This window comes from Flammeovirga agarivorans, from assembly GCF_012641475.1.
In the GTDB taxonomy this organism is placed as follows: domain Bacteria; phylum Bacteroidota; class Bacteroidia; order Cytophagales; family Flammeovirgaceae; genus Flammeovirga; species Flammeovirga agarivorans.
Window position 1 is genome coordinate 390,443 of sequence record NZ_JABAIL010000003.1, and the last position, 15,105, is coordinate 405,547.

A 15,105-nucleotide genomic window follows, 5' to 3' on the forward strand; every position below is an offset into this window, starting at 1 on the left:
TAACATCGTGTCTTCATTAATCACAAAAATAATGAAACAGGAGAGGTGTAGCCATTTAATTATAAAATAACACTCCACTCTAAATATTTAATTTTGTGATGATTATCCTTTTTTAATCCCTTTGCAAAAGGAAACATTCATTTTATACATTGAACATTAATAATAAAAATAATAAATTGCATCTTGTAATACTTATTAATGAATGATAAAGAAAATGCCGAAAGTGAAAGAAAATAAAAAAGTAGGCAAAGTTTCAATTAAGAAACAGATCAGAAAAAATCAAATACTACAGTTATTACTACAAGAAGGAACAATGTCGCCCTCTGAAGTAACAACCAAAACTGAACTAACTTTGCCAATGTCTTCTGCACTAATGAAAGAACTAGCAGAAGAAGGATATGTAACACTAAAAGAACTACAAACAGAAAAAAACGTTGGTAGACCACCCACTACCTATGTCATTAATCCTGAAGGAGGCTTTTTCTTTGGAGTTAAAGTCGGCTTAAGAAAAACGAGAATTATACTACTGGACTTACAGAATAACGAAAGATATTTCCATTCAGAAGATACCATAGATATTAAGAACTCCGAAGAGTTTTTGGGACGATTGATCAAGACCATTAAGAAGATTATCAAGACACAAAAGATTCCTTTTGAGAGAATTATAGGTGTCGGAATTGCCGTTCCGGGCTTGGTGAATAGTAAAGACGGTAGATCGATTTCTTATTTCAATGATTTAAAAATGTCGTTGAAAGAGTATATGGAAGAAGCCTTACAACTGAATGTAGAAATCGAAAATGATGTAAATGCCATCAGTTTAGGAGAACTGCATTTTGGTGATGCACAAGATGCCAAAGATGTGTTGTGTATCAACCTAGATAAAGGTATCGGTATGGGTGTGATTATCAATGGGGAGTTGTTTACCGGTGCCAATGGTTTGGCAGGGGAGCTGGGCCATATCCGTATCGATGATCGAGGAAAAATGTGTTATTGTGGTAAGAAAGGATGTCTCGAAACGTTTGCTTCTGGTGAAGCATTGGTAGAAGAGATGCGTGATTTTATCCATGAGAACAATGCCAGTAGAACAGAAAGTATCCTAAAGGAATTAGGCAAAGAAGATATAGATCTGGATGCCTTTATAGAAGTTGTACTCTCGGGCGATCAAGTTGGTATTGAACTGACAGAAAAAGCGGGTGAGTCTATCGGTAAAGCCATTGGTATCTTGATCAACTTATTTAATCCGCAAAAAATTATCCTTGGTGGAAAACTAAGCCAATTAAAAGAATATATACTGTTTCCTGTTAAATCCTCTGTGATAAAACACTCATTACCAGAGGCCTTTGCACAAGCGAATATTAATTATTCGAATATACGCCGAAAGGCAGGTTGTTTAGGGGCTACTACTTTAGTCTCGGATAAGGTATTCCAACCTTCCAAAGCAGCCATGCAATTTGTGTAAATAGTAAATTTATCAACCTGTATCAATCTTAATTTTTCGACTCACTGCTTATATAAATAAAATTTAAAATTAATTAGAGGTGACATCTTGGTGTTGCCTCTTTTTTTATACCGTCAATTTTGGAGCGATCTTAATCTCTTAATTATCAATCCTTTTTGAGTGTTTTAATTACGCTTTTTGAATAAATGGCAATATTGAGCCTATTTTTTATAACAATTTAAATAATCCATGCAGCTTACTGAGAGAATGAAAATTGAAGCCTTAATGTTGTTAATAATTGTTTATTTAAAAATTTATATAATCAAACATATTGTATTAAATAATAAAAATTAATAATTATGTAATGTAGATAAAAACATAAGCAAACACTGACGTGAACAACTGATGAGATCTACAAAAGCAACCATAACAACCAATTGAAACATTTATCAATTAACATACACTTATGAAAAGACTAATATTCACTCTTACCATTATTCTATCCTCTTTACAACTACTACTCGCACAAGACAATGTGTTAACTGGTGTTGTAAATGATGGAGGTGCCAATTCAACATTACCGGGTGTATCTGTATTAATTAAAGGAACGACCAAGGGAGCTATCACCGATTTTGATGGTAAGTTTTCGATTCCTAAACCTAATCAGGGAGATGTTATCGTTTTTACGTATGTAGGGATGAAATCTCAGGAAATAACTTATAATGGTCAGAAAGACATTGACATTACACTACAACCCGATGTGAAAGAACTAGATGACATCGTCATTGTAGCTTATGGCGCTCAGAAAAAGACTTCAGTAACGGGGGCTGTAGCCAAATTAGATTCTGAAGAATTGGTAGATGTAACGACACCCAATGTATCAGGAATGCTTCAAAGTAAGGCAGCAGGGGTACAAGTAGCAAGTACTTCTGGTCAGCCGGGAGCAACTACAGAAATTCGTATTCGTGGTAAAGCTTCGATGAATGCTTCTATTGATCCATTATGGGTAGTAGATGGAGTAATTATGCATGGCGTACCGGAAATTAACCCGGCAGACATTGAAAATATCTCTATCTTAAAAGATGCCTCAGCAACTTCACTTTATGGTTCTAGGGGTGCCAACGGTGTTGTGATGGTGACAACAAAGAGAGCTAAAGACGGAACTTCTCAATTTAACTTCTCTGCCAAGTCAGGTATCACACAACTGAACCAAGGTAACTTCGAATTGATGGACGGTCAGGAAATGGTCAACTACTATAAGAAGTTTCCTAACCAAGGAGATATTCCTGCCATGATTACCGACAATTACAGTCAATTAGCGAAACAAAATTACGACTGGGTCGACAATGGTACACAAAATGGTATCGCTCAGGATTATAACTTAAGTTATACTGGAGGTACAGATAAAATTAGAACGTTTATTTCTGGTGGATACTATAACGAATCGGGTGCTGTTCAAGGGTTTGATTATGAGCGTTATACTACGCGTATGAACTTGGATTACTCAGTAAATGACAAGCTGACTTTCAAGCCAAAAATAGCCTTAACGTATAAGGAAACGGAAGATAGACAACACGATTTGTACGAAATGTACAGAAACATGCCTTGGGATAATCCTTACGGAGCCGATGGCAAACCTGTTAATCCAAGAGATCCTAATGTAGTTTGGTACGGTAGAGATATGAATAACTACTTGTATGATTTACAGTGGAACTATGGTGAAACAAGTAGCCTAGACATGATCGCCAACTTTGATATTGAGTACGATATTTCAAAGCATTTCAAGTTTGTATCGACGAACTCTATTACTACGATGAACGGTAATACCTATTACTACACAGACCCTCAGTCGATTGCAGGTGAGGCGATGATTGGTAATATCAACCAAAGTAAATCGAACGGAGTGAACCGTTTTACTAACCAAATGTTACGTTACTTCAATACTTTTGGAAAGCATGATATCAATGCGTTAGTCGCTTATGAATACAACGATTATGCATTCAATAATATCAGTGCACAAGGTAATGGTATCATTCCAGGAACAAAGATTTTAGACGGAACAGCGATTCCTCAAACGGTACAAGGTACTAAGTATGACTATGCTTTACAGTCGTTCTTATTCAATGCGAATTACTCTTACGATGAGAAATATATGGCCCAGTTCTCATTCAGAACAGATGGTGCTTCTAACGTAGGAATTAATAATAGATACGGTAGCTTCTTCTCGATTAGTGGTGGATGGAACATCAACAACGAAGACTTTATCAATTCTAACAATATTACGATGTTTAAGCTAAGAGGTAGTTATGGTTCGTTGGGTAACAGACCTGAGTCTATGTACCCTTACCAGAATTTATACTACTTAGACTATAGCTATAATGGTATCCCTGCAGCGATTCCAGGACAATATCCTAATTATGATTTAAGCTGGGAGAAGTCTTACCAAGGCAATATCGCCATCGATTTTGGATTATGGGATAAGCTAAACTTTACGGTGGAATACTATAATATCAATACTTCAGATTTATTGTATTACGTAAAACTTCCTTCTGTGAGTGGATTCGACGGATACTGGGAGAATGTTGGTGGCGTAACCAACAAAGGTTTTGAATTCTTTATGTCTTATGATGCAGTTCAAAGAAAAGACTTCAGCTTAGGTTTCGATTTCAACATTGGTATCAACAGAAACCAAGTAACTGAAGTATACGAAGACCAAGATGTAATCAGAGGTAATAAAATCACAAAAGTAGGTTCTGATATCGATACTTGGTATTTAAGAAAGTGGGCAGGGGTAGATCCTCAGACGGGTAACCCAACTTGGGAAAGAGTCGACCCTGAAACAGGTGAGGTAACTATTACTGACGATTACGCTCAGGCGACATTACAAGAAGTAGGTACTTCTACACCGAACTTCCAAGGTGGTGTAACGCTTAGAGCAGAATACAAAGGTATTTTCTTAAACGCCAACTTTGCTTACTCACATGGAGCCATGATTTACAATATGGCTAGAGAAACTTACGATTCTGATGGTGCATATGCTTCTTACAATCAAATGAAGTTACAAGACGGTTGGAGCCGTTGGGAAAAGCCAGGCGATGTAGCCACACACCCAAGAATGGAATACAACAACCAAAGCCAGTCGAACAAACCTTCTTCTAGATACTTGGAGGATGGTAGCTACCTGAGATTAAGAAACCTATCGTTTGGATATCGTTTACCAAACAAACTGACGGAGAAGATGAACATTAAAAATGCTAGAATTTACTTCTCAGGAGACAATTTATGGACATTAACTGGATATTCTGGAATGGACCCAGAAGTGGGAGATGGCTCAGATATGAGTGCTTTTTATCCTGTACCTAAACGTTTTATGTTCGGTCTTAATTTTTCATTCTAACCTAAATTCTTGATAAAAAATGAACTACACTAAATATATATTTCTAGCATTTATAGTTTCCCTTTTCTACTCTTGTGATATTCACAGAGACCCTTATAACTCGATTGATGCAGACGACCTTTTGGGTACTGAGGCTGGACTACAAACAGCAACGAATGGTAATTATGCCAATTTGAAAGGAAAGAAAGATGAGTCGGCTTGGTTTGATGACTGGCACCGAATCACAGAGTATCCTACAGATAATGTATCCTTGAGTGGTACAACAACAGACCCATTATTTTATTTCTACAACTTTAGAAATATCCCGAATAACTCTCGTTCATCAAGATTCTGGAGTTACTCGTACAGAACGATTGTAGGGTGTAACCAAATTATTGAGAAGGCAGAAAAAGCAGTGTCTCCTTCTATGGATCACCTGATTGGAGAGAACTATTACCTAAGAGGCATGTTGATGTTCTATTTGGTGAACGTATACGGTAGACCTTATACGCAAGGACCCGATAATTTGGGAGTACCGATTAAGTTATCTACGGATGTAACGGACTTACCACCAAGAGCAAAAGTTGGGGAAGTGTACGAACAAATCCTTGAAGACTTAAAGATGGCAGAAGAGCTGATGACATTGAACAAAAGCAATGTGTATGCAAGCAAAGAAGCTGCTCAAGCTTTACTATCAAGAGTATACCTTTATATGGACGACTTAGATAACAGTATTGAGTATTCGAATAAAGTGATCAACTCTGGTAAATACAGTTTATTAAGTACAGAGCAATTGCGTCGTTCGATGGAGTTGCCACCGGAAGGAAACCCTGAGGAAATCTTCTCTTTAAAATTCACAAAGGACGCAGATTACGGTCATGGTTGGTATACTGTAGGTGGTATGTATGCCACAATTCAGAATGTTGGTTGGGGTGAGATGTATGCTTCAAAATCATTTGTTGACCTGATCAATCAAAATCCTGAAGATGCTAGAAAATCTCACTTCGAGGCACAATACCTAAAAGATGAGGCAGGGGCACAAATTCCTTCGGTATTCTGGGTAAACGAGAACAACCAATATGTACAGGAAACACTGATCGATGATTCATATATCGTATTGAATGAGAAAGAATATACGATCCATACTGAAGAGATGGAAGGGGAAACTTTACATTACTTTATCGATGATATGTCGAACAAACAATATGTAGAAAAAGACCACTTAATGGAAGATAGAAACGGTTACTTCAAGTACTTTATCTACAAGTGTTCAATGCAAGAAGGCGAGCCTCACTTATGGTCTCCAACGGTATCTAGACTTGGAGAGATCTACTTGAACCTTGCGGAAGCCTATGCGAAGAAAGGAGATGTGTCGAATGCTTTAGCGAATGTCAATATCATCCGTCAGAGAGCAGGTATTCCAACTGTTAGCAACATTGGTGATAAAGAATTAATTGATGTTGTATTGGACGAAAGAAGATTAGAATTGGTTTGGGAAGGACACCGTAAGTTCGATGTATTTAGAAATAATAAAACCATGGATAGATTATATCCTGGTACTCACTTAAGTGGTACAGATGCTTACGAGGTGATTCCTCCAACACATAATAGAGTAATAGAATTTATCCCAGAAGATCAAATTCTAGTACAGCCAAATTTAGTACAGAACCCTTAATACTATTACTAACATTGAAGCATTGGGAGGATACTATTTTCTCTCAGTGCTTTTTAACTACCCCTTATCATGAGAAAAATTGTATACCTTGTTTCCCTATTTTCTTTATTATTTACTGCCTGCGAGACAAAACAGGCAGGTACTCCCATTGAATTAAGTATTGCAGAGAATGCTTGGTTGGATGTGGCAAAAGGCCGACTGACGGGTATTGATACTGCAGGAATTAATGAGTGGGATGGACAGGAAAACCTTGATGTGTATTTCTTTGCTGAAAAGAGCGGTACAATTAAGTTGAAAATGAAAGGGAGTGCCCCTCAGGGTACATCACTTGAAGTCGCTTTAGGAGATACCGAAAAGACCGGACAGTTAAAAGGTAAAAAGTCGGAAGTGCTGTTGGGGACTTACGAAATTCAAAAGGAAGGTTACCAATGCATCACTATCAAAAATACATCTAAGAAGCCTGTCAATATTACTTCTTTAGAGGTGGTTCCATTATCAGAAAATACATTCTACAGCATCCCGAAAGACAATCCTTACTTTGGTAGAAGAGGACCATCGGTACACCTTAACTATCAATTGCCAGCAGAGGCAAAAGACAAGGACATTCAATGGTATTACAGTGAAATAGAAGTTCCTGAAGGTCAAGATGCGTTGGGTTCTTATTTTATGGCCAATGGTTTTGGAGAGGGATACTTTGGAATACAAGTCAATAGCGAAACAGAGCGTCGAATTTTATTCTCCGTTTGGAGTCCTTACCAAACCGACAATCCTAATGAAATTCCTGAAGATCAAAGAATCCAATTGATGAGTAAAGGAAGTGGTGTACATACTGGAAAGTTTGGAGATGAAGGTTCTGGAGGCCAGAGTTACAAAGTGTTTCCATGGAAAGCTGGAGTACCGTATAAGTTTTTACTAAAAGGTGAGCCTGTAGATGCAACTCATACACAATATACAGCCTACTTTTATGCTCCAGAAAAGGGACAATGGGATTTAATTGCCAGTTTTAAAAGACCAAAAACACATACTTACCTTAAACGTTTCCACTCGTTCTTAGAAAACTTTATTCCTGAATATGGTACAGAACAACGCATGGCATTGTACAAAAACCAATGGGTGGGCGATAAAGAAGGAAAGTGGTATCCGATAGAATCTGCTAAATTTTCTGCAGATGCCACAGCAAGAGGTTTACACCGATTTGATTATGAAGGTGGAGTGACCAAAAACGAATTTTACCTAGAAAACTGCGGCTTCTTTAATAATGAAACAGCAGTAGGTACAGAATTTAAAAAAACGAAACCATCAACGTTGGAACTTGATGTAATGAATATAGAAAAAGTAGCAATGAAAGAGAGTAGATCTAATACGAAACAAAGATTGTAATTAGATTAAATATTGAATTGATGACGATTCTCACTTGATAAGAAAAGGCCGTAATAGACTGTTACGGTTTTTTTTATTTTACAGATTGATACCCCAAAACAACGATTCCAAGCCCTTAGGTTAGATATTAGACCGATATGATTGAAATGCAAACCAATCTTAGTAGAAGAAAATCTATGTTTATACTGTTCAGTCGAACCAAAAAATTTTGGGGTGATTGAACAGTATCAAAACTTCTGAAATCAAGATCGGTATGAAATTTTTTAATGCAAATTTAAAAGTAAGCCTAAGCTTTTTAATAATATTCTTATCTCCTTTGGTGGTATATAGTCAGAAACCAAATGTATTGTTTTTAACCTCCGATGATCTAAACTTTGATTCTATTGGAGCGTATGGTTCAAAAATAAAAAACACCACTCCTAACATAGATAAGCTATCCAAACAAGGGATGCTTTTTGAGAGAGCTTACGTACAGGCACCAAGCTGTTGTCCGTCGAGAAATGTTTTTCATACAGGTCAATATTCACATAATAGTGGAGTGGAAGGATTTTATAGTGTGGATTTTCCTCAGGCAACATTGCCGGAAGCACTTAGAGGAAATGGCTACTTTACAGGTATCGTTCAGAAAGTGATTGATTCTACACCTACAAATAATGTTGATCAATATTGGGACTATGTGGCAGATTTTGATAAGCTCAACTCAAGAACGGCATCAAAATATAAGTTGGCTTTTGGAGAGATTGTACAAAAAGCAAAAGACAATGACCAACCTTTTTATGCGTCGGTGAATGTACAAGATCCTCACTTACCATTTTATCGAGGAGAGAAAACAAAAAAAGGATTTGATAAGAATCCTCCTTCATTAATCTTTGATCAAGACGAAATTCCTATACATCCTGTTTTACCCCAGTATGATCATTTTAAAGAAGAGATGACCGATTACTACAATACTGTAAGAAGAGGGGATGATTGTATCGGGGATATCCTAGCTGTATTAAAAGAAAAAGGAGTGATAGACAATACCATTATCGTTTATGTATCGGATCATGGTATGGCTTTTCCGTTTGTGAAATCAAACTTATACCCTCAAAGTGTGCGTACCCCATGGGTAGTCGTTTGGCCTGGAGAAGTGAAAAAAGGAAAAAGAGACAAAACGCATATGGTATCGGCAATTGATCTGATGCCTACAATATTGGAAGCTACAAATACTGAAACTCCTGGTCCATTAGCAGGACGTTCGTTGCTACCAATAATGAAAGGAAAATCTCAGGAAAATCGTGATTATGTTTATGTAGAACATAATGAGGGACCGACTGCAGATCCAAGACCTATGCGAGCGGTACACTCTAAAGATTTTGTCTATATTTTTAATGCATGGGGTACTGGAGATTACCATGCGATTATGGAATGTCGTTGGTATAGATCGTATGCTACTTACAATAAATTATCACAGGATCATCAAGAAGTAAAAGATCGCTTCGAGTTCCTAAATTACCGTACAGTTGAAGAGTTATACGACACTAAGAATGATCCTTATTCTAAGCATAACCTTATCAATGATCCTAACTATGCAGATGTAGTGAAAGATTTAAGTACTCGATTGGAAACTTGGATGAGAGCTACCAATGATTACGCTTTAGAAGGTTTCTTAGTAAAAGACAATGAAGACGAACTTCGAAGGTTTATGGAAAAAAGAGTTAGTATCTCTAAAGAAAGAGCTACCCGTTTAGAGTGGAAAAGAGAGGTGAAACATAAAAACCGCCCTCAAGGAAAATTGACGGAGTTAGGGGTTGCGAATATTGTGCAATAGATCATTTTCTCTGTATACAAAAAAGAGATATCGAAGTATCGGTATCTCTTTTTTTGTATTCATTTATTTTGAGTTTTTGAAAAGCTAATTTTTAACTTTCATTCTCTTCCCTCAATGATTTCTGAACATCGGTCATAAACGATTCTGTCAGTTTATATCTAGTCAAGAATATCACAGAAAGAATTGCTCCAATGGCAGGGATGATACTTAGCATCATCTTTAGTCCATTGATCGTTTCTTGTGATGCTGTTGTATTGGCTTCAAATCCAAAATAAGATAATAGCCAACCAGATAAAGCACCACCTAACGTCCACCCCATCTTTTGTGACATAGACGAAGAAGAGAAGATAAGTCCCGTTGATCTTCTTCCTGTTTTGTATTCCGAATAATCGGCAATGTCAGCATACATCGACCACATAAGCGGGAATACCATGCCTGCAAATAAACTAATGCCTGCTTGTAGGATATAAATAAGCACCAATTGATCTGATGATAATAAATAGAACATGAAACTTAGGATAGCAGCACTTACCATAGCCATCATAAACGTATTTCTTTTACCCATTTTGTTGGCTACAGATGCTGAGATGACTACTCCAACTAGATTAGATAATTGCCCTATTACCAAAAACAGAGAACTCAATGTTAAGGATATCCCGAAGAACTCCAAGTTACTTTCTGAAGCAATAAAATATTTAAAATAATAGATCGATGCACCGTCTCGAATTGAATTGAAAATCAGACAAGAAACGCCTGCACCTAACATAATAAACCATTCCTTGTTTTTAGAAAGGTTCTTAAGATCCTGTAATGTATTCGTCTTCTGTTTTTTAGGTTTTACTCTCTCTTTAGTTCCTAGGAAAGTAAGAAAAAATAAGACGGTAGTGAAGATAGCAAATACAGTCATAGTACTCTGCCAAGCTACTTGAGGGGTATTCGATTCCTCAAAGAATTTCACCAGTGGTTCTGCAGTGGCTAGCACAAGAATACTTCCTGCAAAAGCAAAAATAAAGCGATAGGAAGCTAATGATGTTCTCTCTTTGGGATTGGAAGTGATGACTCCAAGTAAGGAAGAATAAGGAACATTAATGCCAGTATACACCATCATCATGAGGGTGTAAGTGATATATGCATAGATAATTTTATTCGATTCCGATAAGTCAGGTGTGGTAAATGTAAGTATACCAACAAGCCCAAAAGGAATGGCCATAAGCAATAAATAAGGGCGAAACTTTCCAAATCGGGTAGTGGTCTTATCACTTAGTATTCCCATTAAAGGGTCATTGATGGCATCCCAAATTCTTGTGACCAAAAACATGGTGCCTACTGCAGCTGCCGAGATGCCAAATACATCAGTATAAAAGAACAGCATATACATTGAAAACATCTTCCAGAAGGTGGAAGAGGCGGCATCTCCCAATCCATAAGCAACTTTTTCTCTTAAGCTTACTTTTTCATGTTGATCAATGCTTTTTACTTCGGTTAGTGTTGCCATTGTCGAATTAGTTTAGTCGGTTAATCACTTCAATACATGCTCTGCTGTTGTGGTAAGGGCATTTCCAGAACCCGGCTTTGTAGGTATCTTTCACAGAGCCATCAGCTTCTCTTCCCCAAAACCATTCCCCTTTCTCAGTGTCTATGATCTGTTTTTTAATGTATTCCCAAGTCAATAAAGCTTGGTCCATATACACTTGGTCTTGTGAATAATTATAGGCCATGACTAAACCTACCAAGGCTTCTGCCTGAGGCCACCAGTCAAAATCTTTATGAAGTTGTCCTTCTTCTAATTCATTCAATACAGCTCCATTTTTAGCAAAACCTTCCACAAGACAAGTGTCTACCATTTTCATGGCAATTGATTTTGTAGCTTCTTTTTTCTCACCAATAATTTGTGCTGCTTCATCCAAAAGCCAAGCCCCTTCAATATCATGACCATAGGAAATAACGGAAGCTGGCGTTTGCCAATCCATCTCAAAGAAAAGGTCAAGGTGAGTATTTTTTTTATTGAGAATATTGTTGGAAAAAATATCGATCAATTCGCTGATATCTTCTTTTAATTGAGTATTCTTCCAGACTCTATACAGGTTGGTAAAGGGTTCTAAAATATGAAGATGGGTGTTCATAGACTTAGGGAAATTGGCATCTTTCTCACTTAATCGCATGTCATCAATAGATTGCCATTTTCGGTCTAATGCTTCGATATAGCCCTTGTGATCATTATCGTAAGTATATTTCTTAACTACTTCATAGCAATCAATCGCATGTTTTAATGCGGTATTATCTGTTGAGGCTCTGTAATATTCTGATAGTCCATAAATAGCGAAACCTTGTGCGTAGGTTTGCTTTCTGTCGGATGTTAGATTTCCCTTGTAATCAACAGCCCAATAAAAACCACCATATTCTGGATCTAAAAAATATTGGATCAAATAGTTATAGGCTCTTTTGGCAAGGGTTAAATATTCTTCCTTTTGGGTTTGAATATATCCTGCTGAAAAAGACCAAAGTAATCTTGCATTTAAGACTAGACTTTTGTCTGCTTTTTTATTGATTTCTAAGCTATTATTGATTTCTCCATAGAAGCCTCCGTATTCTAGATCTACAGTATTTTCACCCCAAAAATCGAGAATGTGATACAGTTCTTCTGTGATTTCTTTCTTTAAAGTAGTCGTCATTTCCTTTCATTTAAGTTAAAAAAGAGCATATAATCTAAGTTAAGTACTAGGAAATAACCATAAGGATGTTTTGTATATGGGGTTATCGCATAACAGATTATTGCGTTGAAAAACCACCATGTTTCAAGTGTTAAGTGTTAGTGTCACTTGGAGCTATTCATTGGCGAAGTCTCCCGACTTCGAATATATAGTTCATACTTTCTTCGAAGTCAGGAGACTTCGCCAAAATGTAATCACAAGTGACGCCAATTGGCTTAACACTTGCGATATGAGAGATAGGATAAAATACCCGTTTTCATTTGTCCTGGTACTTATATGCTCAATTAAATCAGATTAGTCTAGTAAGTCTTTGAAAGATGCATTCTTATCAATCAAAGTATTAATCGTATTCACAGAAGCCGCTGAAGTCAGCTGATCTTCAGGAGTATTCTTACAGTAATCAATTAGTTTCTCTACCGTAGTTGTTGCCACATGCATACGCGTATCTGAAGAGGCATAGTAGATATAAATACTTCCGTCGTCATCACAAATCCAACCATTGGAGAAGACCACATTAGATACATCTCCAACTCTTTCTCCTTGCAAAGGAGCTATAAAGTGTCCATGAGGTTTGTGTGTCACTTTAGAGGGGTCATTTTTATCTGCCATAAATACATAAAGTACATAACGAAGACCTGCCGCAGTATTTCTAACACCATGTGCTAGGTGTAAATAACCTTCTTTCGTTTTTATTGGAGCAGGACCTAAACCGTTCTTCACTTCATAAATGGTATGGTAAGTTTTGGCGTCCATAATCTCTTCGGTTTTTACTTCAGGATGTAGAATATCATCACAAAGTCCAAAACCAATTCCACCACCTTTTCCTGTATCAATAAATCCATCTTGAGGTCTAGTGTAGAAAGCGTATTTTCCATCGATAAATTCCTCATGCAATACTACATTTCTTTGCTGACCACTGTATGAAATTAAATCAGGGAGTCTTTCCCAAGTAAGGAAATCCTTTGTTCTAACAATTCCCGCTGATGCTACCGCTGTTGAAGTATCTCCCTCAGGAGCAGTAGGGTCTTTTCTTTCTGAACAGAATACACCGTAAATCCAACCGTCTTCATGTTGCGTAATTCGCATATCATATACGTTGGTGTCTGGCTTTTCTGTTTGAGGTAAACTGATAGGCTTGTCCCAGAATTTAAATTGGTCGATACCGTTTGGACTTTCTGCTACAGCAAAAAACGACTTACGGTCATTTCCTTCTACGCGGACAACAATTAAGTATTTACCTTTCCATTTAATAGCTCCAGAATTGAAAGTGGCATTAAAACCAATTCTTTCTAAGCCCAATGGATTGGTATCAGGATTGAGATCGAAGCGCCAATGCAATGGAATATGTTCTCTTGTTAGAATAGGTTTTTTATACCTATTGTAGATACCATTTTTGCTAGGCAAAATTTCGTTTTTATCCATTGTAAGCATTTTGTAATGCTCTAATTCACTTTGGATATGTGATGGGAGTTGCGTTAAAGTTTCCATTAGTTATACACTTGAATTTCTTTATTTGTAAGAATGAGTTTGTTATTAGAGAACTCGATAAAATCTTCTGAAGATGGATGCCCTCTGAAAGGAGCAAAGAAGTGGTTTTTCTTTTCCTTTTTCTTGTTGGCATTTCGCCAGACCATTACATAAGACATCGGTTGAATCTTGTTGGCTTCTTCAAGCACAGGTAGTAGTGTTTTTGAAAACCATTGGTAGTCTCTTACTGTTTCCAATCCTGTTTCTGAAAAAGCATAAAGCATCTTTTTCTTTGCCGCTAAAGTAGCTACAACATTAAGCTTCTTTTGAGCAAGCTGAATTCTACTTTCTTCTTTGAAATCATAGTAATTATCGATGCCTAAAATATCTACATAATCATCACCCGGATAACGTTGTAGGTATTCCTTTTCATTGGTAAAGTTTCGATCAGGAGAGAAGCATATGATAACGTTATCTACCTTTTTTCTGGTTCTTAAATAGTCAACAGTATATCTAAAAAGTGTGATATACTCGTCGTCAGTACAATTACCCATTCCCCACCAGAACCATTCTCCGTTCATTTCATGCCAAGGGCGGAGGATCACAGGTATTTGATGACCATTTTTATCTTTTAGGCTTAACAGGAAATCGGCTACTTTATCTAATTTTTTATTGAAGTCATTGTGGTTTTTTCCATTCGGAAGGATTTCTTTAACGGTCTGCTTATCAGAAGTATCCCAAGAGTCTCTCCCTTCTGTTGAGAAAGTATGCCAGCTGATTGTGGAAACTCCTTGGCGTTCATGTGATGAGATAATATACTCTCGAATTTTATTGAAAGGCACATTATCAAGATTCTTAAGTGAATCAATTTGACCGATATCCCAACCGTATAGGGCAGGGTAATCGCCGATGACATCTTTTACATCGGAACGCCCATCTTCGCCTATCCAATTTACACCATAAGCTAAATCGTCTTGATGTCCGAAAAGAATTCCCTCATCCTTTAAGGCTTCTAATCTATCAATCAATTGGGATGCAGGAGTAGAAGAAATATTTTGTGGTGGTTTAGGATTACAAGAAACAGAGAGTATGCAAATACATACAATACTGATCCTTGAAATATAGTTTTTAATTGATGTTTTCATTGTCTCTCGATTATTAGCTATTGTACAATTAGAACCGGATGTTTTGGAGCTTTTGTTGTATTAGGCGACCATCATTTAGTGATCATCTTGCTCTTTAATAATG

Annotated in this window: 9 protein-coding genes; 5 read left to right on the forward strand and 4 right to left on the reverse strand. The window is 37.0% G+C overall.

All coding sequences use genetic code 11. The features are described 5' to 3' along the window. The first annotated feature begins 202 nt into the window (after positions 1–202). The 5 genes from HGP29_RS10760 (at position 203) to HGP29_RS10780 (ending at position 9,679) form a co-directional block, all read left to right on the forward strand. Positions 203–1,459: an ROK family transcriptional regulator gene (locus HGP29_RS10760; protein ID WP_211093265.1), complete on the forward strand. Its 1,257-nt coding sequence runs from the start codon at positions 203–205 to the stop codon at positions 1,457–1,459. Between the two features lie 445 nt (positions 1,460–1,904). Then, positions 1,905–4,835: a SusC/RagA family TonB-linked outer membrane protein gene (locus tag HGP29_RS10765; RefSeq protein WP_168882406.1), complete on the forward strand. Its 2,931-nt coding sequence runs from the start codon at positions 1,905–1,907 to the stop codon at positions 4,833–4,835. A 19-nt stretch (positions 4,836–4,854) separates the two neighbouring features. Continuing rightward, positions 4,855–6,489, forward strand: a complete 1,635-nt coding sequence (locus HGP29_RS10770; RefSeq protein WP_168882407.1) for a RagB/SusD family nutrient uptake outer membrane protein — start codon at positions 4,855–4,857, stop codon at positions 6,487–6,489. 69 nt (positions 6,490–6,558) lie between these two features. Next, positions 6,559–7,869, forward strand: coding sequence for a DUF3472 domain-containing protein (locus tag HGP29_RS10775; RefSeq protein ID WP_168882408.1), 1,311 nt, complete (start codon positions 6,559–6,561; stop codon positions 7,867–7,869). A 253-nt stretch (positions 7,870–8,122) separates the two neighbouring features. Continuing rightward, positions 8,123–9,679 carry a sulfatase family protein gene (locus HGP29_RS10780; protein ID WP_168882409.1) on the forward strand — a complete coding sequence of 519 codons (1,557 nt, stop codon included), beginning with the start codon at positions 8,123–8,125 and terminating at the stop codon, positions 9,677–9,679. A 91-nt stretch (positions 9,680–9,770) separates the two neighbouring features. On the opposite strand, the gene HGP29_RS10785 is transcribed toward HGP29_RS10780, so the two are convergent. From HGP29_RS10785 to HGP29_RS10800, 4 genes are all read right to left on the reverse strand, one after another. Further along, a complete protein-coding gene (locus HGP29_RS10785; protein WP_168882410.1) occupies positions 9,771–11,174 on the reverse strand; it encodes an MFS transporter in 1,404 nt (467 codons plus the stop codon). A 7-nt stretch (positions 11,175–11,181) separates the two neighbouring features. Beyond that, positions 11,182–12,351, reverse strand: coding sequence for an AGE family epimerase/isomerase (locus tag HGP29_RS10790; protein WP_168882411.1), 1,170 nt, complete (start codon positions 12,349–12,351; stop codon positions 11,182–11,184). A gap of 333 nt (positions 12,352–12,684) precedes the next feature. Beyond that, on the reverse strand, positions 12,685–13,878 hold the full coding sequence (locus HGP29_RS10795) for a glycoside hydrolase family 130 protein (RefSeq protein ID WP_168882412.1): 1,194 nt from the start codon (positions 13,876–13,878) through the stop codon (positions 12,685–12,687). Beyond that, entirely contained in the window at positions 13,878–15,002 is a 1,125-nt protein-coding gene (locus HGP29_RS10800) for a glycoside hydrolase family 26 protein (protein WP_168882413.1), read from the reverse strand. Before HGP29_RS10800 ends, HGP29_RS10795 begins: the two co-directional genes overlap by 1 nt. Positions 15,003–15,105 lie beyond the last annotated feature (103 nt).